The sequence below is a fragment of the Actinomycetota bacterium genome, assembly GCA_035697485.1.
Taxonomy (GTDB): Bacteria; Actinomycetota; UBA4738; order UBA4738; family HRBIN12; genus JAOUEA01.
The window spans coordinates 88,087-110,555 of record DASSCU010000025.1 but is presented as its reverse complement, the minus strand read 5'-3'; the positions used below and the strand labels follow the sequence as shown (position 1 = coordinate 110,555).

Below are 22,469 nucleotides of genomic sequence, written 5' to 3'. Positions count from 1 at the left end.
GCGATGAGCGCGACGGAGACGCACCGGGGGCTGCCGGTGATGCAGGGAATACTGCCGATCGTTCGATCGCGCGTGGCCACCGACGTGATCGCAGGTGTCACGCTGGCCGCCCTCGGGATCCCCGAGGTGATGGGGTACACGACGATCGCCGGCATGCCGGTGATCACGGGCCTGTACACGATCCTGATCCCGATCGCCGTGTTCGCCCTGCTCGGTTCGTCTCGTCATCTCGTGGTGGGCGCCGACTCCGCGTCTGCGGCGATCATGGCGGCCGGCATCGCGGGGCTCGCGCCGATCGCCTCACCCCACTACGTCTCGATCGCCGGCATCGTGGCGCTCGCGACCGGCGCCTTCCTGCTGCTGGCACGCATCGTGAGGCTCGGCTTCCTCGCCGACTTCCTGTCGAGGAGCGTGTTGATCGGGTTCCTGACCGGGGTCGGCATCCAGGTGGCGATGGGACAAGTGGCCGGCATGTTCGGCGTGCCGGGCGGCAGCGAGGGAGGCACGATCGAGAAGTTCATCGAGACGCTCACCCAGATCCCCTCGGAGGCGAGCTGGACGACGGCCGCGGTCTCGGCGTCGGTGTTCATCGTGATCCTGGGAGCGAAGGCCATCTCGCCGAAGATCCCGGGAGCCCTGATCGCGGTGATCGGCGCGATCGCGGTCAGCTGGATCTGGGACCTACAGGCGCACGGCGTCGCCGTGCTGGGGAAGGTGCCGAGCGGGCTGCCGTCGTTCGGGATCCCGGACTACGGGTGGGACGACCTCTCGCCGATCATCGCGACCGCCGCGTCGATCTTCCTCGTAGTGCTGGCCCAGAGCGCGGCAACGTCGCGGGCCTATGCGGCGAAATACGCCGATCGCTTCGACGAGAACCTCGACCTCGTCGGCCTCTCGATGGCGAACGTGTCGGCGGGCCTCTCTGGAACGTTCGTCGTGAACGGCAGCCCGACGAAGACCCAGATGGTCGATGGCGCCGGCGGCCGGAGCCAGCTCGCCCAGCTCTCCACCGCCGTGATCGTGCTGATCGTGCTGCTGTTCCTCACCGTGCCGCTGCAGTACATGCCCGAGGCGGTCCTGTCGTCGATCGTGTTCCTGATCGGCGTGGAGCTGATCGACCTCCGGGGCATGGCGACGATCCGGCGGTGGCGCCTCGACGAGTTCGTGGTCGCGGCGATCACGGCACTGGTCGTCGTCACGATCGGAGTCGAGCAGGGCATCCTGCTCGCGATCGTGCTCTCGCTGCTCGATCACATCCGCCGGAGCTATCACCCGCGCGACACGCTGCTGGTCAAGGATGATTCGGGCCGCTGGCGGACCATGCCGATCCCCGCCACGCTCGACGCGCCGTCCACCGCGACCGACGCGGAGCCGGGGCTCGTGGTCTACCGGTTCGCGGCGTCCCTCTACTACGCGAACGCGAATCGATTCACCGAGGAGATCAGGGGGATCCTCGATCGGCCCGGTGGCGCTCCGGCATGGGTGTGCATCGATTGCGCCGCGATCGGCGACATCGACTTCTCGGGCGGCCAGACGTTGTTCGACCTGCTCGAACAGATGAAGGAGAAGGGGTCCCATCTCGTGCTCGCCGAGCTCGATGACGAGGTGCGAGCCGAGCTCGACCGATACGGGCTCACTGAGGCGATCGGTGCCGATGCTGTGTTCGACTCGGTCGGCGAGGCGCTCGCCGCCTTCGGCGCCCGAGATCAGTCTGCGACGTAGCCGTCGATCCCTTCGGAGGATGTTTCCGTCTGCTCACGTTCTCCCTCGGTTCAGGCGTTTGCGGTACCAGAGGACGGCGGCCCCCGATGGGAAGTCGTCGACTCGACCCATGAGTTCGTAGCCCGCCCACTCATAGAGGCGCCGAGCCTGGAAGTCGTAGGTGAGATGGACGGTCTGAGTGCATCCGCGCGCCGCGGCCTCGGCCTCTGCAGCGGCGAGCAGCCGAGGACCGAGCCAGCGGCCTCGAGAGCTCGGCTCCACCCAGAGGCTCGTCAGCTCACAGCAGTCACCCCAGGTCCAGCCGCTGATGCCGGCGACGATCCTTCCGCGGTCGCGCACGAAGATCGCGAGGTCGACCTCGTCGCCGAGCCCCAGGGCGGCGGAGGCCTCACGACGGATCTGCGTTTCGAGGAATCCGATGTCGAGCGGATCCGGATCGTCGTCGACCTGGAAATCCACCGCGCCACCGTCGTCAGGCGTCGACGATCTGCTCGATCAGCGAGATGTCGTCGAAGTACGTCCGGTACGACCGGATCTTCCGTCGCGGAAGTCGGCCACCGTGACGCCGGGCAACTGGACATGCTTCCCGGACGCTTCCAGCGCCTCATCCTCACTGAGCACCAGGGGTCCCGTGTGATCGGCCTCGATGACCCACTCGGCAAACGCCTTGTTGCCCACCTCGTCGAGCCCCCGGAACGACAGGACGACGTTGGAGAACGCCACGTCGCGGAGGGCGGCTAGCTCGGCAAGCGCCGTGAGCCCTGACACGGTCGCGTAGGGCGACCACCCGACCACATCGTCGGTGAACAGGGTGCTCAGATCATCCGATCCACCGCCGACCTCGGCCTCGAGCGCCTTCAGCAGCACGTCTTTGCGGGACTCACTCATCGCAGCCACCTGCCCTTTCGCACGTATCGAGCTGACGAGCGTCGTTCCTACGACCCGAGGTTCAGGTCCCCAGGACCTTCGCCTTGGCCGCCGCGAACTCCTCATCGGTCATCGCACCGGAGTCGTGCAGCTGAGCGAAGTGGTCGATCTGCTCGGTCGGGTCCGCCGGGGGCGGCGCGTACTGTGCCGGCTCTTCGGGAGGCGGCGCGTACTGGGCCTGATCGTCGGCGGGCGCCTGTTGCGCCTCCATGTTCTTCTTCGTCTCGTGGTGAGCGATCGCCGCTCCTGCGATCAGTGCGCGGCGCCTCGTCCGTCGCCTCATTCCCATGGACAACCCCCTCGAGTTCGCTCGGCCGGCCGCCCGACCGGCGACCGACGAGTCCTGCCACCGACATTCAAGTCTCACGGAGACGGCGGGACATCATCCAGACCGGACGATGTGCCGGTCGTTCCGCTCAGTCGTCGAACTCTTCCCAGATCGAACGCTCGTCGTGCTCCTCCCAATCGCCGCCCGGCATCGCGATCGCCCAGCGCGTCCACGTGCCTTCCGGCCGGGCCGGGGCGTTCCGGACCCTGGCGCGGACGTCCGTACCGGGCGTGAGCTCCACGGGAGAGCGCAGTGGGGCCGTCGTCATCCCCCAATGTGTCGGTGGATCGCCCGGACCCACCGCGAGCGAGATCCCTGGCGCGAGGTCGGCGTCGAACCAGAGCGCGAGCGCGTTGGCCGTTCCGGGGTCGCGGACGTGCAGCAACGTCTCGGCTTCGTGGGGCGACTGCGCCTGCTCGAGCGAGATCACAGCCGCATCCGTCGTCCACAATCGTCCCGGCTCCGAGCGCCGGTCGTCTTCCCCCAGGTGTCGGAAGCTGCCGGAATAGATGATTTCGTTGACGGTCATCTCGACCAGTCCGTCGAGCCGGAGACCATAGGGGTCGTCGCGGAGGAACCCCATCGTCTGTCCGAGATGGCGGTCCTGCACCAAACCGGTCCACGCCGTGACCGAGCGGGGGATCATGACCCCGCCCGGCTTCAGCCAGCGGTCACGGGCGACGATGACCGGAACCAGCATCCCTTCGTCGATCCCGAAGCCTCCGAGCCACTCCGAGACGATCACGTCGACACGTTCGGGAAGCTCGATGCTCGTGATATCTCCCTGGATCACCTCGACGACCTCGGCGACCCCGTTCGCGACGGCGAGCTCCTGCGCCAAGACGGCCACGGTCGTTCGCTCCACCGCGTAGACGCGCGTGGCCCCCGCCCTCGCCGCGAACAGGCTCAGGATGCCGGTGCCGGCCCCGACGTCGAGCACGACGTCGCCCTGTCTCACGACCGAGTCGATCGCGCGACGGAAGGCATCGGTGCGGACGCGGTCGCAGATCATCGTCCGGTGCACCTCGATCTCGGCGTACATCGGGTCCGGGGGGTTCCGTATCGGGGTGCGCATCAGCTCAGTGAATCACGTGGTCACGAGGGATCAGCCGGCGCCGTACACGTCGATCTCCTCGGTGTCGGTCATCTCCAACGCTCGGCGAGCACGCTCGACCTCGTCGGCGTCGCCATGCACGCACACGAGATAGCGACCCTCGGTGAGGTCTTCCTCGTAGTCGGGCAGGGACTCCTGAGACGCTCCGGCTTCCGCGAGGATACCGAGCCCACCACCCGCGACGGCTCCGACCGCCCCCGCGGCCAACGCCCCGCCGACGACGATCGGGCCCCCGGGGATCACCCAGAGCACGACGCAGGCGATCCCACCCAACACGGCACCCCGCCCGGCGCCCCGGGCCGTCGCGCTCTGGCCGCCCTCGAGGGCCGCGGCCTCGTCCTCGTGTTCGCCAACCCCGACGACCGAGGCCTGGTCGAGAGTGATGCCGGCCTCGCCCAGCGACTCGAGGGCGAGCTGGGCCTGCTCGTCGGTCTCGTAGACGGCGACGACCATCATCGCTCGGGACCTCCGGCGAGGTGTGCCCGCGCCAGTCGGCGAGCGGTGCGGGTCGCGAGGATCGGTACGAACGTGCGCACGGGCGCCTCCTCGTACCGCGAGAGGGACTCGGAGGTCAGGCGCTCGATGTCGCTGGGGTCGAGGAGCCCCGAGAACTCGGCCCGGAGCTCTCGCTCGACCACTCGTCGGTGTTCGGAGGCGGTTGGTCGTTCGGTCGCGCGCACCATCAGACGCCCTCCGTCGCCTCGAGCTTCCCCGACTTGATCGCGGCCACGAACGCGTCGTAGTCACGCAGGTTCTGCTCGGCGTAACGCACCGCGAAGTCGCCCATCGCGTGATCGAACTCCCGCCCCTTGCCGAGGTACGCGGCGATCGCGACGGGATCGCCGGAGCGGGCGTGCGCCCGAGCGAGCGTCCAACCGCAGGCGCCGGCGTAGAAGTTCATGCTCGCCGGGATCATGCGCTCGGGGTCCGACGACCCCTTCATGTCTCGGAGCTGGCGCCAGTAGTAGTGGATGTCTGCCTGAACCCCTTTGGTCCAGCCGAGGAAGATGTCGCTGGCCGCCTGCATCAACCGCTGCCCCTGCACGACGCGCTCGCCCGGCTGTCGGAACTTGCTCTTCGGCAGATGGTCCTCGAGCACCGATCGCGTGGCCTGCTTCACCTGCAGGAAGAGCGGATCCTCCCCGTCTCTGCCCTGGAGCAACACGATCCAGGCCCGCGTGCCGACGCTGCCGACGCCGACGACCTTGCGGGCGAGGTCCACGAGCTCGAATCGCTCGAGCAGGTGGCGACGATCGTCGGTCAGCGTCGACCGATACGCCCGGAGCATCCCGTGCACGGCATCGTGCACCTCGTCCGGCGACATCCCGTACGTCTCGTACAGATCGCGAGCCGGGACCACCACCGGGGGGGTGCTGATGATCCGGTGGCGTCCGTCGACGATCTCGGTGAGCTTCGAGAGGGCCTGCAGGCTGTCCTTCGTCCTGGCCTTCTCCAGGACCTTCTCGCCCCGGGCGACGGCCTTCTGTTCATGCTTGGAAGCCTCGCTCGCCGCCTTCTGGAGCAATGACTCGGCGTCGAGACGCGAGTACCACACGTCGAGCGTGCGCATCTGGGCGAACTCACGCATCGCCGTGCGGTAGGCGGTGATCGAGGCTTCCGTGGCCGCTCGCGCGTCTTCCTTCGTAAAGCCATTGTTCTGTGCGGCGATCGTGAAACTCGCGGCGAGCCGAGCCACGTCGTACTCGAAGGGACCGGGAAGGGTCTCGTCGAAGTCGTTCAGGTCGAACAGCAGCGTCCGCTCGGGCGAGGCATACACCCCGAAGTTCGACAGGTGCGCATCGCCGCAGAGTTGGACATCGAGGCCCGACCGCGGCACGTCCTTGAGATCCGCCGCCATTATCCTTGCGGCGCCTCGGTAGAACGTGAACGGCGAGACCATCATGCGGCCGTGTCGAACCGGCACGAGATCTGGCTCGCGGGACTCGTCCTGCTCCGCGAGGAGCGCTACGGGATCGGGACGATCGTCCGCCGGCATCCAGCCTTCATGGCTCAGACGTGGCGTCCGCTTTCGGGCGGCCCTTCCCGCGTCGTGGCGTTCCTCGAGCGTCGGGTGCTCAACCTTGCCTGTCGCCATGGGGACCACCTTCCTCGTGCGCCGACCGACCCTATCCCGGCTCATCGTCGCACCGCCAGGCCCGCTGCACCTCATCCGATGTGGGCGAAGGTCTCGGGCAGCTTCACGCGCGTCGGGTGATGCGCGGCAGGACCGACCCGCGTAGATTGCCGAGCGTGTCCACATCGGGAAGGACTCGAGGGCGCCGGTGAGCGGCTTCGTGATCCTTCTGGTGATCGTGGCGGTCTACGCCTTGTTGGCGCGACGACTCGACGGGCTGCAGATCAGCGCGCCGATGGTCTTCGTGGCCGCCGGGATGGCGCTCGGCCCCGACGGTGCCGGACTGCTCGAGCTCTCGCTCGACAGCGAAGTGGTCCTGACCTTCACGGAGGTCACGCTCGCTGCACTGCTGTTCGCCGATGCGAGCACGGTGCCCCTGCGCGCCGTCGAAGGCGATGCCGGGGTTCCCGGTCGGCTCCTCGGCGTCGGACTCCTGCTCACGATCGCGGCGGGAACGATCCTGGGGCTGGTCGTCGCCCCGGAGCTCGGCTGGGCGGGAGCCGCGCTCGTCGCTTCGGTTCTGGCTCCCACCGACGCCGCACTGGGGATGGCAGTCGTGACCGACCGGGCGGTCCCGGTTCGCATCCGCCGGGCCCTGAACATCGAGAGCGGCTTGAACGACGGCATCGCGACGCCGTTCGTGACGGTCTTCCTCGCGGCTCTGTTGAGTGAGGAGGGGGTCGAGGGCGGCTCGTGGGTCCTCGATGCGATCGTCGACATCGGTCTCGCGATCCTCGTCGCGCTCGTCGTAGGGGCGGTCGGCGGTCGCCTGCTCTCGATCGCCGCGCGCCTCGGATGGACATCCCACGTGTCAGAGCAGCTCTGCGTGCTCTCGCTCGCGATCCTCTCCTACGTGTGGGCGGTCGAGGTCGGGGGGAACGGTTTCGTGAGCGCGTTCACGGCCGGCCTCGTCTTCGGCGCCGTCGCGCGTGCCCACCGGGATGCGATCGGTTTCACCGAGGACGCGTCCCTGTTCGCCTCATTCCTCGTGTGGGTGGTGTTCGGCGCCTCGTTCGTGGGACCCGTCCTCGCAGGCTCGTTCGACGCGATGGCCGTCGTGTACGCCGCGGCCAGCCTCACCCTGGTCCGCATGGTCCCGGTCGCGATCGCCCTGACGGGAGAGGGGTTCAGGCGGACCACCGTCGCCTTCATGGGGTGGTTCGGCCCCCGAGGCCTGGCGTCGGTGGTGTTCACGCTGCTCGCGATCGAGGAGTTCAGTGGCACCGACGTCGACGTACCGCTGTTGGAGATCGCGACCTGGACGATCCTGCTCTCGGTGATCCTGCACGGCATCAGCGCACATCCGCTCGCACGCGCGTATGGGAACCGCATCCGTTCGGGAGATCCCTCGGCGCCCGAACTCGTCGAGGTGGCGGAACCTCATGTTCGTCGGCACTTCCTCCGCAGAGGGGTCGCGCCGGATCAGCCCGCAGCCGGAGGGGGTGGGTCGTCGGCGGCCGATCCCGAGGGCTGATCCGATGGCCGAGTCCCCGGCCCATCGGACGGGGAAGTACCGCCCCCACCCTCCGCAGCACGCCAGCGAGCCGGTCGCCAGACGGTGATCACCTTCGCGACCGCGGTCACGAGGAAGAGCTGCCCAAGGAGCATCTCGCCGACCGCGACCGTCTGCCCGATCTGGCCGGCGGGCACGAGGTTCCCGTACCCGGTCGTCGTGAGCGTCGTGAAGCTGAAGAACAACGAGCGTGGGACCGTCGCCTCGACGCCCCCCTGGAAGAAGGGATCGTCGAACGCGCCGACCGCCTGGTACGCGTAGGCGAAGAACATGCCGAGGAACAGGTACGCGTCGACCGCTCCCAGCACGGTCTCCTGATCGACTTCCTGCTGCAGCACGATCGATCGCAGGATCGAGAGCGGTGCGAGGAAGTAGAGCGCGGCGCTCGCGATGAACAGGAGACCGGTCGTCCGGTCCGATTCGCTCGAGAAGAGCCCGATGACGGCAACGACGATGGCGTAGGCGAGCGCGATCGCTGCGATCGTCAGCACCACGCGTCGCGCGCCCGCGACCCGCAACGCCAGCGAGACCGTGAGCACCTGCAGGACGACGATGAGCGATCGTTGCCACTGCTCGGACGCCGTCGCGGAGGCGACGTACGTGATCAGCAACAGCACGAGGATCGAGCCGTAGCTGTCCGGCGAGACCAGCGCCCGTGCCAGCCGCCGACGCCGCGCCCTCCGAGGTCTCGGCACGGCGCTCACGCATCCTCCCTCTGATAGCGCTGCAGAAGGCTCTGCTCCTCATCTCGCCGTGGGAACCAGAAGAAGACGAGCACGCCGCCCAGCACGATCGCGACGATGCCGGCGATGAAGGCCCAGTCCGCTCCGTCGATGAACGACGTCTTGGCGGCCGCGACGATCTGGTCGGAGTACTTCGGATAGCTCTTCGCGACCTCCTCGGCCCCGGCGAACGACTTCTGGAGCTGGGCGGCGACGGCGTTCGTGACCTTGTCCTGGGTCGCCTTCGGCGCCGCCGCGATCGCGGATGCGACCGCCGTCGCGTACCCCGCCGTCAGCAGGGCGCCGAGGATCGACTGCATGATCGCGCCCCCGAGGTCGCGCTGCAGATCCGCGGTGCCCGATGCCATGCCCGCTCGACGCACCGGCACCGAGCCGGTCAGCGAGTGGGAGGCCGGCGTGCCGGCGAACCCGACCCCGGCGCCGACGAGCCCGTAGGCGAGCCCGACCTGCCAGTAGGGGATGCCTTCGTTCCACATCGCGAGCATGACGACGAACCCGAGCAGACAGCACCCGTAGCCCACGAGCAAGGTGAAGCGGGCGCCATGCGCGTCGACGAGCTTCGCGGAGCGAGGGGCGATCAGCACCATCAGGATCGCCGCGGGGAGGATCGCGATGCCCGCGTCGAGGGTGGAGTAGCCGAGCACGTTCTGCAGGAACTGCTGACCGACGAACATCGCCCCCATCAGCGTGCCGAACACGATGACGCCGGCGCACGCCGCGACCCAGAAGATCCGCCGGCCCGCGACGTGCAGGTCGAACAGGGGATTCCTCGCGCGGCGCTGGCGCACGACGAAGCCGATGCCCGCCGCCAGCGCGATGATCGCGAGGCTCACGACGAGGGTGGCGGCTCCCGGCACGGCCGCGAAGTTGATGCCGAGCACGAGCGCGGCGACGAGCACGACCGACAGGATGCCTCCGAGGTTGTCGACGGGGTCCGTCGTCTCGTTGACGTGGCTCGGCACGAGCCGGACGGCGAGCACGGCGGCGACCGCGGCCAACGGCAACGTCACCAGGAACACCGACCCCCACCAGAAGTGCTCGAGGAGGAAGCCGGACAGCAACGGACCGAGGGCCGAGATCGCCCCGCCGATGCCCGACCACAGGGCGATCGAGCGCGTGCGACCCGGTCCGGACCACAACGCCGTGATCAGGGCCAAGGTGGTCGGGAACGCCATGCCGGCCGCGAGCCCGCCGAACACCCGCGCGATCGCGAGCACCGTGTCGGTGGGGGCGAAGGCGGCGAGCAACGATGCCGGGATCGCGAGCACGGTGCCGAGCACCAGCATCATCTTGCGTCCGTGTCGGTCGCCGACGGCACCCAGGTAGAGCACCGACGCGGCGAGCCCCAGCGAGTACCCGACGGCGATGAGGTCGAGCGCGGTCTGCGACGAACCGAAGGCCTGTCCGATCGAGGGAAGCGCAACGTTGGCCACCGCGAGGTTCAGGTTCGCGACCGCGGCGACCAGGATCAACGCCGCCAGGACGAGGCCGGCTCGCTGCGGCGCCTGCGCGGACGCCGACGTGGCTGCGACATCATCCGGGTCGGATGACCCGTTCTCGCCGACCGCTCGGCTACGCTCCACCTGTCGCATACCCCTTCCGCTGCCGTTCCGGGCCACGGGAGACCGCGGCGGGCGCTTCCTGCGTGCAGCATGGCCGGATCGATGGAGTCTGCCATGGCGGGAGATGAAGTGGTAGCAGGGGTCAACGACGAGCCTGCGGGCACCACCGAGAAGGCATCGGTCCCCACGACACGTCGCGGTCGGCAGGTTGCCGGCATCAGGGTCTTCTCGTCGGCGCCCCACGCGCCGCGCGCTCGACGACCGACCGATGGCGTGCTGTTGGTGCTCGCGTTCCTGGGCATCGTCGCCCTCTCGTTCCCGGCGCCGGGGCCGACCGCCCTCGACACCGCCGTCGCCGATCTGGTCGCCGAGCTCCCGGGACTGATCGGGTGGTTCTGGGAGATCGCCTACGACCTGCTGCTCGTCTGGTCGCTGGTCCTGTTGCTGGTCGCCCTGGTCGCGCGCGGCCGGAAGCGGCTGTTCCTCGACGAGGTGCTCGCGGTCGCGCTCGGCCTCGGATCGACGATCCTCGTCGCGGGGGTCAGCGGCACCGACACCTCGACGAGCCTCGAGGGTCTCCTCAACTCCTCGTCGCCGCCGATCTACCTCGCCACGCGCGTCGCCGTGGCGACGGCCGTGATCGTGACTGCGTCGCCGCATCTGGCCCGTCCGCTGCGGCATATCGGGCGGTGGCTGATCGCCCTCGGGATCGTCGCGGGCATCGCGCTGGGGACGACGCTCCCGATCGGGGCGGCCGCCGGCTTCCTGATCGGGATCGCGGCTGCCGCGTTGACGCACCTGCTCGTCGGTTCTCCGGGGGGGAACCTCACCGTGGAGCAGGTGTCGGAGGCTCTCAGCGAGCTCGGCGTGGCGGCGAGCGACCTGCGCGAGGCGGTGCTGCAGCATCGTGGCGTCGTGCTCGCGTTCGCATCGTCCCCCGATGGCCGTCCGCTCATGGTGAAGGTCTTCGGCCGAGACGCCTGGGACGGTCAGCTGGTCGCGGCCACCTGGTCCGCGATCTGGAATCGCGGCGCGAAACCGGTGGGCAGAGGACGGCTGCAGCAGGTCGAGCACGAGGCGCTCGTGACGCTGCTCGCCGAGCGCGGTGGGGTGCCGGTCCTGTCGGTCGTGGCCGCCGGGGAGGTCGCCGAGGGAGACGCGTTCCTCGTGCTCCAGGCGGATGGGCGATCCTATGGGTCCCTCGCCGCCGACGAGATCGACGACGACCTGATGCGTGGTTGGTGGCAGATCCTCGGCGGGCTCCACGAGCTGGGACTGTCGCACGGCCGGGTCGATGCGGATCGACTGGGGGTGCGTGCCGACGGCTCACCGGTCTTCATCGACCTCAGCGCGGCGAGGGTGGCCGCCACCGAGAACGAACTCTTGACCGATCGGGCGCAGCTTCTGGTGCTCACGGCGCTGTCGGTCGGCAGCGATCGGGCGGTCTCGGTGGCCATCGACGTGCTCGGCGACGACGGCATCACCGAGGTGCTCCCGTTCCTGCAACCCGCCGTGTTCGACCTCGACACGCGCAAGGCGATCCGCGCAGAGGAATGGTCCTTCAAGGACCTCCGGGCGCACATCGCCGAGCGCACCGAGAGCGACATCCCGCCGCTCGAACCGATCCGACGGATCACCTGGGGGGGCCTGGCGAAGATCGCGGTGGCCGGCTTCCTCGCCTACGCGCTGATCTCCACGTTCGCCGACGTGGGCATCGACACGATCGTGAAGGAGTTCAAGAACGCCGACTGGGCCTGGCTCGTGGCCGCCTTGATCGTGACCCCGTTCGCGCAGGTGCCGCAGGCCTTCTCAACGATGGGGGCCACGATGCAGTCCGTCAGGTTCTGGCCGGTGCTCATGTTGCAGTACGGGGTGCAGTTCATCGCGCTCGCGGTGCCCAGTTCCGCGGCACGGGTCGCGCTCGAGATCCGGTTCTTCCAACGGGTCGGCGTGCCGGGAGCCGGAGCAATCTCGATCGGCTTGATCGACAGCTTCAGCACCTTCGTGATCCAGATGCTGCTGATCACGGTCATCCTGATCTCCGGCATGGTCAGCCTGAACCTGTCCTCGAGCGGTCAGGGTTCGTCGGACGGGTCGTCGGGGTCCTTCAACTGGCAAGCGCTGCTGATCGCGACCGCATTCGTGGTGGCGGCGGTCATCATCGCCCTCTTGGTCCCCAAGACCCGCAGGATGCTGTACGGGTTCTGGAAGGTCCTGCGAGAGAAGGCCTCCGACGCGAAGGCTGCCCTCCGCGTGGTCCGTCACCCGAGGAAGCTCCTGCTGTTGCTCGGCGGGAATTTCCTCGCGCAGGTGATGCTCGCGATCATCCTCGGTCTCTGCCTGCATGCATTCGGGCAGAGCACCTCGCTCGCCGCGCTGATCCTCGTGAACACCTTCGTCAGCCTCTTCGCGGGCTTCATGCCGGTGCCGGGCGGGGTGGGGGTGGCGGAGGCGGGCTACACGGCAGGGTTGATCGCGGTGGGCATCCCCGAAGGGGCGGCGACATCGACCGCCTTGGCGTTCCGGCTGGTCACCTTCTACCTGCCGCCACTCTGGGGAACGTTCGCGATGCGATGGATGAAGCAGCACGACTACCTGTGAGGGCCTCGGGCGACGCTGTCAGATCTGGAGGCTGATCGGGAACGTCGCGATCCAGACGGCGGCGACGAGGAACACGATCACGCCGACCGCGAGGACGGTCTTCTTCAGACCCGGGCGCGGGAGCTTCGTGCTGATGCCCGCGAAGAAGAGGGCGACCGCGAACAGCACGACGGCCAAGACGTAGTTGGTCGCCCGTTGCACGTACTCCCGGGCGGTCTCGGCGGTCTCGTTGGCCGACGCCTCGAGCTTCCTGGCCTGTTCGTTCGCGGCCACCGCGTACTCGGGCATCGCGAAAGGAGAATCCGGGGCAGATGGGTCGGTGAACGGGTCGGTGTCGATCCACGCCCGGAACGCCGGATCGAACTCGTCACGGAAGCGCCGTTCGTAGAAGCGGGCGAGCTCATCGTCGTCGGTCAGATAGGCGTCGACCCACTGCGTGAAGAGCGCGATGTCGATCTGGCTCTGTGCGTTCGCGAGGTTCGACGCCTTGGTGGATTCGACGCGGGCAGCGTTCGCGACGCTGAAGGCCTTCGCCTGCTCGCCGGTCCAACGGCTCGCCTGGTAGCTGCTCCAGGCCGTCGCCACCGCCGCCGCCGCGAGCAGGATCGCGGCGGCCGTGTCGACCCACCCACCCTTCGCCTTCGCGGACGGCTCTCCGTTCGACGAGGTCACGTCGGGTCGCCGGTCTCATCGCAGGGGAGGGGGTCATCGATGGCGAGGGTGGCCCGTGCCTCGTCGATGATCGCCAACGACCGCTGCATCGCAACGGGGCGAAGTCCTCCGATGTCCGGCTGGTAGGGGCGGTTCAGCGCTCCCAGCACGAGGAGCGTCGCGACGACCACCGCGGTGACGGAGCCGGCCATCATGCCCTGCACGACGGCCGACTCCCCGCTGTCGGCGAAGAAGAGCAGGTACACGAAGATTAGGGCAGCGCTGAAGAACAGCACGAGCCACACGGGAAGCGGCACGATGCCCTCCGCCGCGTGCAGCCGGTCGCGCCGAGCTTCTTCCCGCGCACCGGTCTGGGACAACCAAGCGTCGAAGGCGCTCTGTTCGCTGGCAGCTCGCGGCTCGACGCTCTCCAGCGTTCGGAACATGGCGATGCCCCACGGATTGATCGAGTCGGTCTCCGAACCCGATCCCATCGCCGGCCACTCCTGCTCGACGACGGAGCGTCCGTAGCAGATCAACTCGCCCGAGAGGCGGGGGCTCACTTCCGGTGGCATCAGCCGGGCGGTCTCGAACTGCTGCACGAGCACGAGTGCTTCCGTCTCGGCGCCGCTCCGCGAGTCGTCGTACTTCGTGAACGCGAGGAAGACCACGAACCCCAGCAGGAGCGCGAATCCGGTCGACAACACGCCGAACACTCCCGACGCGCGGTCGCCGTCCTGGAAGCGGCTGCCCTCCGGTGCCCCTCGCCGGACGAGCAGCATCGCGGCGACCATGGCCGCCGTCACCCCGATGGTGATCAGCACAGCCCAGACGAGATCCAAGACCAGGACTCCCGAGAACGCGTTGGCGGCACCCTAGCGATGCGGGGTGGGTTCAGCATCATCCGACTCGGACGATGCCGTTCGAGCCGGAAGGGGCGAGCATGGCCTCGGTGGTGCTGATCGTCGCGTCGACGGTCGGTTTCGGCTCGAGTGAAGGGAGCCAGGGGATGAGCGACAACGAGATCGACGAACTGGGCCCGGTCGATTACCTGGTCGTCGAGTTCCCTGCGGGGAAGAGCAGCTTCACCGGCGAGATGGCCGACGAGTTGGCGACGTTGGTCGACAAGGGGATCATCCGTGTGCTCGACCTGTTGGTCCTGCACAAGGACGACGACGGCACCGTCGAAGGCCTCGAGATCGACGACCTCGAGAATGTCGACGAGCTGCGTGGCCTCGAGGCTCACGTCGCGGAGATCCTCGCGGCCGACGATGTCGTCTACCTCGCCGAGGCGATGGAGAACGGCAGCACGGCCGGTGTGCTCGTCTGGGAGAACGTCTGGGCGGCCCCGTTCGCCTCCGCGGCTCGCCGGGCCGGTGGGCAGCTGGTCGCGACGGGCAGGATCCCGATCCAGGCGATCATCGCGTCGATCGAGGCGGAAGAAGCCGCCATGAGCGAAGGAGCGTAACGATGCCACTTCGACCAGCACGAGCAGCCCGCCGCGGCGTGATCGGCCGCCCGGTGGCCAGAACGGCAGCAGTCGCAGGCACGGCTGCGGTCGCGGTGCACGGCGTCAACCGCCGTCATGACAGGCGCGACGACCGACGCGACGGCCGCCGGGATCGACGCTGAAGAAGGTCAACCCGACGGCTCGAGGGTGGAACGAGCTGGGGAACACGTACGACCGGATCGGTGGTGCGTTCAGCAACCACGAGCCATAGAGGAGGGCGACGATGATCTGGGTGATCCTGGCGCTCCTCGGTGTTCCGCTGTGGCTCTGCGCCCTCGGTATCCTCATGGTCGTCGTCAACAACCGGAAGCTGCGCACGCGCCACGGCGACATTCCCGTCCGAGTCAAGCGACCGGGGAAAGATCGATGGACGCGCGGGCACGCGATTTGGGTGTCCGACGTGTTCGGGTGGCGGGGTAGCCCCGCTGCTTGGAACGAGTATCTCGCCCAAGTCGTCGGCGTGACGCTGCGAGACCCGGACCCACACGAACGCAAGAAGCTGCATCCCCTCGGCGACGGCTTCGCGATCGCGACGTTGTTGATGCCTGACGGCGACACGTTGGAGGTTGCCACCGGGCCCGAGCACCGGGGGGCTCTACTCGGTCCTTTCGACGCCGTGAACGAGCCCGCCTGACCCACGCGATCGGGCAAGGCATCCCGATTGGGTCAGGCCGCCTCGACCTCGCCGACCCCCGTCGCTCGCCGCGCCATTGCCAGCGCGATGGCGATGGCCACGACGATGTCGATCAGGGCGTAGACGATCGCCGGTCCGAGCACCGAAGCCCTTCCGTCGAGTTGACCGGCGATGATGACCAGGCCCAGCGCGGCGAACCGCATCCCGGACACGAGCCCTGTCGCGGCACGCGTGGCGGGATCGCGGCCCCCGACGAGCATGCCGCTCGCGACCGCGAAAATGACGATGGCCACCGAGACGAGCATGACCCGGGAGCCCGCGAGCTCGACGATGGAGCTCAGGTTCACCGCGATACCCGCCACGAGGGCGATCGCCAAGGATAGATTCGCGAATCCGCACGAGCCTCGAGCGCCATCGTGACGCCGTCACCTCGGAGTGCCCCCGGACGAAGAGGCCGACCAGCAGCGGTACGAGCACGAGCACGATCAGGTTCTGGAGGATCGTGACCGGGCTGATCGTGGCTCCTGCCACCACCTGGCCGGCCCACAGCGGCACGGCGATCAGGTTGAGCACCTGGAGCACGATGACCATCGATACCGCCAGCGCGAGGTCGGCTCGGCCCGAGAGCTGCGACGCCTTGAGCCCAGCAGCGCCCGCCGAGCCGATCGCGGCCAGCGTCACGCCGGAGACCGCGTCTTCGGAGAGACCGAATGACACCGTGAGTCCCCACGCCGCGAGCGGAATGAGGACGACGTTCACTGCGATCAGGCCGACGACGAGACCGACGCGCCGCAACGGCGCCACGACTTCGGAGATGGTCAGCGACAGCCCGAGCGAGGCCACGGTGGCGACGATCGCCACGGCGATGCCCACGTCGAACACGGAGTCCAGAACTTGCTCGGTCGTCACGTCGCGCGTCCCCCGTCCCGATCGCGGCCGCGGCTCATCATCGGCGACCGGCTCGCCCTGTCACGGCGTCGAGCAGGAGGTTCCTGGGGCATCGTCCGCTGGCTCGGAGATAGGCTGGCGCGATGAGCAGTATCGACGTGCGCGCGACCGGGACGACGCTTCCTCGCGATGCGCCCCCCGCTTTCCATCTCCTCGCCAAGCCCACGGGAGCCGTCTGCAACCTCGACTGCACGTACTGCTTCTTCCTGTCCAAGGAGATGCTGTACCCGGGCAGCCGGTTCCGCATGGCCGACGACCTGCTCGAGACGTATCTCCGGCAGCTGATCGAGGCGCACGCCAGGTCGCAAGAGGTCGCCGTGGCGTGGCAGGGAGGCGAGCCGACGATGATGGGGCTCGACTTCTTCCGACGATCGGTCGAGCTGGCGGAGCAGCTGCGGCTGCCGCATCAGCGGATCGTGTACACGATCCAGACGAACGGCACGCTGCTCGACGACGAGTGGGGCGCGTTCCTCGCGGAGCACGGCTTCCTCGTGGGGCTCTCGATCGACGGTCCCCGCGAGATGCATGACACCTTCCGGGTCGACAAGGGCGGCAAGGGCAGCTTCGACCGGGTGATGGAGGGCCTCGCAACGCTGCAGCGCCACGACGTGGAGTGGAACGCGCTCACCACGATCCACGCGGCCAACCACGACCGAGGGCGGGAGGTCTATCGGTTCCTGCGGGATGAGTGCGGCGCCCGGTTCATGCAGTTCATCCCGATCATCGAACGCACCACTCCCGAGCTGCTCACGGTGGCCAACGAGGGCTGGGGCGAGACCGTGAGGGACCGTCCGCTCTACGTGCAGGACGGCGACCTAGTCACCGACCGGTCGGTGCCGCCCGAGGGCTACGGAAGGTTCCTGATCGACGTCTTCGAGGAGTGGAAGCGTCGCGATGTCGGCGAGGTCTACGTGCAGATGTTCGACGTCGCCCTCGCGAACTGGTACGGGGAACCGCCCGGGCTGTGCGTCCACTCCGAGACGTGCGGGCTCGCACTGGCGATGGAGCACACCGGCGACCTGTACTCGTGCGACCACTTCGTCGAGCCGGCGTACAAGCTCGGCAACATCACGGAATCACGCATGATCGACCTCATCGTGCTGCCGCAGCAGCAGGAGTTCGGCCGGGCGAAGCGCGACACCTTGCCCCCGTTCTGCTTGGAGTGCGACGTGCGGTTCGCCTGCCACGGCGGGTGCCCGAAGGACCGATTCACCTCGACGCCCGACGGCGACCCTGGGCTGCACTACCTCTGTCCGAGCTACAAGGAGTTCTTCGCACACATCCGGCCGACGATGGAAGCGATGTGCGACCTCATTCGTGCGGACCGAGCGCCGTCGGAGCTCGTGCACGTCTACGCGGCGGAGGACGCGAAGCGGGGGCGCAACGAACCGTGTACGTGCGGCTCGGGTCGCAAATGGAAGCACTGCCACGGTACCGACCAGCTGTGACCCGGATTCATCTCATGTAGACGATGGTTGCGTCGACCGGCCGCGGTTGTATGGAGGAAGCGCGGCAGGCCGGAACCGATGGGGAGGAGCACTGACATGACCGACACACCGACCGATGTCCTCGTGGCCGGCTACCGGGACATCGACGCGGCGACCCGCGACTTCGACGTTCTCATGCAGATCGTCAAGGACAAGAAGGTCGAGATCGAGGGCGCGATCCTCGTCACGCACGACGCCGATGGCGCGATCACGGTCGTCCAGCACGGCGACCACCTGGGCCGCAAGGGCCTCGGCTGGGGTGCCGGCGCCGGCCTGGTGGTCGGGCTCTTCGCCCCACCGCTCCTGGCCTCTGTCGCTATGGGCGGCGCCGTCGGTGGTCTGATCGGGAAGTTCACGGACCGCAAGGTCGAGGCGGGTATGGAAGGGCTCGCCGACCAGCTGCCGCCGGGCACGGCCGGGGTCATCACCGTCTTCGACGACGAACATCGGCTCGCGATCGAGCAGGCGCTGCCCGGGTCGCCGGCGAAGTCCATCGCCCAGACGGACACGGGCGGCATCCGAGCGCTGAAGGCCGAGCTCGCCACCGCGATGGGCAAGTTCGTGCAGGACCGGAGCGAGCTCCCGATCCCGGACCGGACCTTCGGCGGTACCGCCGGCCGCACGCTGAAGGACTCCGTCGCCGACTGGTCGATGATCCCCGGCCCGAAGGCGCCCGAGGGAGCGCCGAACGTGCTCCTCGCGATCATCGACGACGCGGGCTTCGGCTCGATCGACACCTTCGGCGGGCCGATCAGCACCCCCGCCTTTAGCCGGGTGCAGAAGTTGGGCGTGACCTACAACAGCTTCCACGTGACCGCGGTCTGCTCCCCGACGCGCGCCGCGCTGCTCACCGGGCGGAACCAGCATCGGGTCGGGTTCGGCTCGATCGCCGAGTACCCGGGCCCTTTCCCCGGCTACACGGCCGCGAAGCCGAAGAGCTGTGCCGGCCTCCCGCGCATCCTCAGGGAGAACGGGTACGTGACCGGCGGCTTCGGGAAGTGGCACCTGACCCCGAACACCGTGCAGGGGACGGCGGGGCCGTTCGATCACTGGCCGAAGTCCTGGGGCTTCGACCGCTGGTGGGGGTTCCTGTCGGGCGCTGCGGGCCAATACGACCCGATCATCACGCAGGACGACGCGGTCCTCGGTGTGCCGGAGGGCAAAGAGGGCGAACAGTACTACTTCCCGGACGACATCACCGACAAGGCTGTCGAGTGGCTCCACGGGGTCCGCGCGCAGGACGCGGAGAAGCCCTGGTTCATGTTCTATTCCACGGGCTGCGCGCATGCCCCCCACCACGTCCCGAAGGAGTGGGCCGACAAGTACGCAGGTCGGTTCGACGACGGCTGGGACGAGCTGCGGAAGCGAACGCTCGAGCGTCAGAAGCAGCTCGGCATCGTGCCGCAGGACACCGAGCTGACCGAGCGGCCCGACGCCTTCCCGGCGTGGGACTCGCTCGACGATGCGTCGAAGAAGCTCTATGCGAGGCAGATGGAGGTGTACGCCGGGTACCAGGAGAACGCCGACTGGAACATCGGCCGGCTGCTGGACGAGATCGAGGCGATGGGCGACCTCGAGAACACACTGATCATCTTCATCTGGGGCGACAACGGCGCCAGCCTCGAGGGCACGATCACTGGCTCGTTCAACGAGCTGACGTTCCTGAACGGGCTGGTCCTCGATCCCGCGCAGCAGACCGAGCTGATCGAGAAGTACGGGGGTCTCGAGGCCCTCGGCAGCGACCACACCGCGCCGCACATCGCCGCCGCTTGGGCCCACGCGTGCAACACCCCGTTCCAGTGGGGGAAGCAGACGGCGAGCCACCTCGGCGGCACGCGCGACCCGATGGTGGTCGCGTGGCCGTCCCGGCTGAAGGCCGATGTCACGGTGCGCTCGCAGTTCACGCACGTGATCGACGTCGGCCCCACGATCCTCGAGGCCGCCGGGATCCCGGAGCCGAAGACGGTCGACGGCATCGCGCAGGAACCGATGGACGGCACGAGCTTCCTGTACACGCTCGACGATGCCACGGCGCCGGAGCGCCACACGACGCAGTACTTCGAGATGTTCGCGAGCCGGGGCATGTACAAGGACGGCTGGTGGGCCGCGTCGCGGCCCGATCGTCTCCCGTGGGACCTCTCCCCGGAGACGTTGGCGCCGTTCGGGCCCGAGGCGGACTTCGACCCTGATCGCGACGTCGGCTGGGAGCTCTACCACCTGCCGGACGACTTCTCACAGGCCAAAGACATCGCGGTCGAGCATCCGGAGAAGGTGCAAGAGCTCCAGGAACTGTGGTGGCAGGAGGCCGAGCGCAACCGCGTGCTGCCGCTGATGGCGGGCTTCTCCGTCATCTACGGGATCCTGCCGCCGCTGCCGACCAACACGCGTTTCACCTTCGCGGGCGACGTGCAGAACATCAACTGGGGCATGATCCCTCGGATCTACGGCCGGTCGTACTCGATCGAAGCCGAGCTCGTCGTGCCCGAGACGGGAGCCGATGGCGTCATCGTCGCCATGGCCGACTTCATCGGAGGTTTCGGCCTCTGGGTCGACGGCGACGGCATCCTGAAGCACACGTACTCGTTGCTGGGTGTCGACACCTACCGGCAGGCCGCTGAGACGAAGCTGCCCTCGGGCGAGGTGAACGTGAAGATGCTCTTCGAGACTCAGGAGAACACGCCTGGGAGCGGGGGGCATGTCACGCTCTTCGTGAACGGCCAGCAGGTCGGCGAGGGTGACATGCCGCAGACCGTGCCGATCACGTTCACGAGCTACGCGGGGATGGACATCGGCCGGGACAACGGGTTGGTCGTCGACCTCGACTACGAGGACGAGGCGCCGTACGCCTTCAGGGGAACGGTCAAGAAGGTGACCTTCGACCTGACGCCGGGGACCCATGATGACGAGCGGAAGCTGCACGTCCACGAGATCCACCAGACCGTTGCGGCCGGCGTCGCAGGCTGAGCCCGGCGAGGCCCGAGCCCCGGCGCGGAGGATCGGTTCGTTCCGACCTGGAGGTGACTGATGTTGCACGGCCACGAACGGCATGACGACGAAGGCGACGGGACCGCCGTCGCCCCCGCATACACCCAACGGCTCGACCTGGAACCGATCCCGAAGTTCGAGATGCCGGAGCACGGCGCCCGTCCCGAGGCGGCCTACCGGCTGATCCACGACGAGCTCCTGCTCGACGGGAGCTCCCGGTTGAACCTCGCGACGTTCGTCACGACGTGGATGGAACCCGAGGCCGACCGGCTCATGGCCGAGGCGTTCGACAAGAACATGATCGACAAGGACGAGTACCCGCAGACCGCCGAGATCGAGCGGCGTTGCGTGAACATGGTCGCGCACATGTTCAACGCGCCAGATGACGGCGACGCGGTCGGTGCTTCCACGATCGGCTGAGCGAGGCGGTGATGCTCGCCGGCCTCGCGATGAAGTGGCGGTGGCGGGCGCGTCGCGAAGCATCGGGCGAACCCACCGACAAGCCCAACATGATCCTCGGTTCCAACGTGCAGGTCGTGTGGGAGAAGTTCTGCCGGTACTGGGACGTCGAGGCCCGCTACATCCCGGTGCATAAGGGCCGCTACGTGATCGCGCCCGAGGAAGCCGTGGAGCGTATCGACGAGAACACGATCGGCGTCGTGGCGATCCTCGGCACGACCTACACGGGTGAGTTCGAGCCGATCGAGGCGATCCACGATGCGGTGGTCGCGAGCAACGCCGAATCCGGGTTCGACGTCCCGGTGCACGTCGACGCAGCCAGCGGCGGCTTCGTGGCACCGTTCCTGCACCCGGAAGTGAAGTGGGACTACCGTCTCCCGATGGTGAAGTCGATTAACGTCTCGGGGCACAAGTACGGACTGACGTACCCGGGTGTCGGCTTCGTCGTGTGGCGCGACAAGGAAGACCTGCCTGAAGATCTGGTCTTCCACGTGAACTACCTAGGCGGCGACATGCCCACGTTCACACTGAACTTTTCGCGACCCGGCAACCAGATCGTGGGCCAGTACTACAACTTCCTGCGACTCGGGCGTTCCGGGTACCAGCGCATCATGCAGACGCTCCGCGACCTGGCGGTGCACACCTCGGGGAAGATCGCCGAACTCGGTCCCTTCGAGCTGGTGAGCGACGGCACGGCGATCCCGGTCCTCGCGTTCTCGCTGAAGGACGTAGGACCGTTCACGGTCTTCGACGTCTCCGAACGGCTCCGTATCACGGGCTGGCAGGTGCCCTCGTACACGATGCCCGACGACGCCACCGACGTCGCCGTGATGCGGGTCGTGGTTCGCGAGGGCTTCAGCTTCGACCTTGCCGAGGCGCTGATCGCCGATCTGCAGGAGGCCGTCGACCACCTGACGGAGAACCCACCCAGGTTGGGGTCGGCGACGCACGGCTTCAGCCACACGTAGCCAGGTGAGCGGCTCGGGCTCGCTGGTTCGCGCCCCGGGCGACTGGGTGCTCGAGGAGCGCCGTAAGGTCGGACCGTTCGTCACCCGGGAGCGATACACGCTGCCCGACGGCTCGCACCGCAGCTGGAACTCCCGACGCCACCGCAAGATAGGGCGGGCGGAGGAGCACCGCCGAGGGGTCAC

Annotated in this window: 19 protein-coding genes and 1 pseudogene; 8 read left to right on the top strand and 12 right to left on the bottom strand. The window is 68.1% G+C overall.

The window, feature by feature from the left end; genetic code table 11:
- The first annotated feature begins 3 nt into the window (after positions 1-3).
- Positions 4-1,722: a SulP family inorganic anion transporter gene (locus VFI59_08305; protein ID HET6713696.1), complete on the top strand. Its 1,719-nt coding sequence runs from the start codon at positions 4-6 to the stop codon at positions 1,720-1,722.
- Between the two features lie 33 nt (positions 1,723-1,755).
- Here the strand turns inward: VFI59_08305 and VFI59_08300 are convergent, their stop codons facing one another.
- The 7 genes from VFI59_08300 to VFI59_08270 all read right to left on the bottom strand — a co-directional run bounded on the left by VFI59_08300 (position 1,756) and on the right by VFI59_08270 (position 6,186).
- A complete protein-coding gene (locus tag VFI59_08300) occupies positions 1,756-2,181 on the bottom strand; it encodes a GNAT family N-acetyltransferase (protein ID HET6713695.1) in 426 nt (141 codons plus the stop codon).
- 36 nt (positions 2,182-2,217) lie between these two features.
- Complete coding sequence (locus VFI59_08295; protein ID HET6713694.1) at positions 2,218-2,610, bottom strand: nuclear transport factor 2 family protein; 393 nt, start codon at positions 2,608-2,610, stop codon at positions 2,218-2,220.
- A 61-nt stretch (positions 2,611-2,671) separates the two neighbouring features.
- Complete coding sequence (locus VFI59_08290; protein HET6713693.1) at positions 2,672-2,932, bottom strand: SHOCT domain-containing protein; 261 nt, start codon at positions 2,930-2,932, stop codon at positions 2,672-2,674.
- A gap of 133 nt (positions 2,933-3,065) precedes the next feature.
- Positions 3,066-4,052, bottom strand: coding sequence for a 50S ribosomal protein L11 methyltransferase (locus VFI59_08285; protein ID HET6713692.1), 987 nt, complete (start codon positions 4,050-4,052; stop codon positions 3,066-3,068).
- A gap of 30 nt (positions 4,053-4,082) precedes the next feature.
- On the bottom strand, positions 4,083-4,547 hold the full coding sequence (locus tag VFI59_08280) for a hypothetical protein (GenBank protein ID HET6713691.1): 465 nt from the start codon (positions 4,545-4,547) through the stop codon (positions 4,083-4,085).
- Positions 4,544-4,774, bottom strand: a complete 231-nt coding sequence (locus VFI59_08275) for a hypothetical protein (protein HET6713690.1) — start codon at positions 4,772-4,774, stop codon at positions 4,544-4,546. Before VFI59_08275 ends, VFI59_08280 begins: the two co-directional genes overlap by 4 nt.
- Positions 4,774-6,186, bottom strand: coding sequence for a DUF2252 domain-containing protein (locus tag VFI59_08270; protein HET6713689.1), 1,413 nt, complete (start codon positions 6,184-6,186; stop codon positions 4,774-4,776). Before VFI59_08270 ends, VFI59_08275 begins: the two co-directional genes overlap by 1 nt.
- A gap of 187 nt (positions 6,187-6,373) precedes the next feature.
- Here VFI59_08270 and VFI59_08265 point away from each other — a divergent pair, with 187 nt between their 5' ends.
- The gene (locus VFI59_08265) at positions 6,374-7,699 is read left to right on the top strand and encodes a cation:proton antiporter (protein HET6713688.1); all 1,326 of its coding nucleotides are present in this window, start codon (positions 6,374-6,376) and stop codon (positions 7,697-7,699) included.
- Here the strand turns inward: VFI59_08265 and VFI59_08260 are convergent.
- Positions 7,648-8,442 carry an ion channel gene (locus VFI59_08260; protein HET6713687.1) on the bottom strand — a complete coding sequence of 265 codons (795 nt, stop codon included), beginning with the start codon at positions 8,440-8,442 and terminating at the stop codon, positions 7,648-7,650. The genes VFI59_08265 and VFI59_08260 overlap by 52 nt on opposite strands.
- Complete coding sequence (locus VFI59_08255) at positions 8,439-9,962, bottom strand: MFS transporter (GenBank protein ID HET6713686.1); 1,524 nt, start codon at positions 9,960-9,962, stop codon at positions 8,439-8,441. Before VFI59_08255 ends, VFI59_08260 begins: the two co-directional genes overlap by 4 nt.
- Positions 9,963-10,157: 195 nt before the next feature.
- Here VFI59_08255 and VFI59_08250 point away from each other — a divergent pair, with 195 nt between their 5' ends.
- On the top strand, positions 10,158-12,644 hold the full coding sequence (locus VFI59_08250) for a lysylphosphatidylglycerol synthase transmembrane domain-containing protein (GenBank protein HET6713685.1): 2,487 nt from the start codon (positions 10,158-10,160) through the stop codon (positions 12,642-12,644).
- A gap of 18 nt (positions 12,645-12,662) precedes the next feature.
- Here the strand turns inward: VFI59_08250 and VFI59_08245 are convergent, their stop codons facing one another.
- The gene (locus tag VFI59_08245) at positions 12,663-13,316 is read right to left on the bottom strand and encodes a hypothetical protein (GenBank protein ID HET6713684.1); all 654 of its coding nucleotides are present in this window, start codon (positions 13,314-13,316) and stop codon (positions 12,663-12,665) included.
- Positions 13,313-14,119 carry a hypothetical protein gene (locus tag VFI59_08240; GenBank protein ID HET6713683.1) on the bottom strand — a complete coding sequence of 269 codons (807 nt, stop codon included), beginning with the start codon at positions 14,117-14,119 and terminating at the stop codon, positions 13,313-13,315. The genes VFI59_08245 and VFI59_08240 overlap by 4 nt, the downstream gene beginning before the upstream one ends.
- A 119-nt stretch (positions 14,120-14,238) precedes the next feature.
- Here VFI59_08240 and VFI59_08235 point away from each other — a divergent pair, with 119 nt between their 5' ends.
- The gene (locus VFI59_08235; GenBank protein HET6713682.1) at positions 14,239-14,763 is read left to right on the top strand and encodes a DUF6325 family protein; all 525 of its coding nucleotides are present in this window, start codon (positions 14,239-14,241) and stop codon (positions 14,761-14,763) included.
- A 265-nt stretch (positions 14,764-15,028) separates the two neighbouring features.
- The gene (locus VFI59_08230; protein ID HET6713681.1) at positions 15,029-15,439 is read left to right on the top strand and encodes a hypothetical protein; all 411 of its coding nucleotides are present in this window, start codon (positions 15,029-15,031) and stop codon (positions 15,437-15,439) included.
- 32 nt (positions 15,440-15,471) lie between these two features.
- On the opposite strand, the gene VFI59_08225 is transcribed toward VFI59_08230, so the two are convergent.
- Positions 15,472-15,816: a hypothetical protein gene (locus VFI59_08225; GenBank protein ID HET6713680.1), complete on the bottom strand. Its 345-nt coding sequence runs from the start codon at positions 15,814-15,816 to the stop codon at positions 15,472-15,474.
- Positions 15,817-16,470: 654 nt separating this feature from the next.
- On the opposite strand from VFI59_08225, the gene VFI59_08220 reads away from it, so the two are divergent.
- From VFI59_08220 to VFI59_08210, 3 genes and pseudogenes are all read left to right on the top strand, one after another.
- Complete coding sequence (locus tag VFI59_08220; GenBank protein HET6713679.1) at positions 16,471-17,835, top strand: anaerobic sulfatase maturase; 1,365 nt, start codon at positions 16,471-16,473, stop codon at positions 17,833-17,835.
- A 96-nt stretch (positions 17,836-17,931) separates the two neighbouring features.
- Positions 17,932-20,838 carry a sulfatase-like hydrolase/transferase gene (locus tag VFI59_08215; GenBank protein ID HET6713678.1) on the top strand — a complete coding sequence of 969 codons (2,907 nt, stop codon included), beginning with the start codon at positions 17,932-17,934 and terminating at the stop codon, positions 20,836-20,838.
- A gap of 60 nt (positions 20,839-20,898) precedes the next feature.
- Positions 20,899-22,286 (top strand): annotated as a pseudogene (locus tag VFI59_08210) (glutamate decarboxylase).
- Positions 22,287-22,469: the final 183 nt, after the last annotated feature.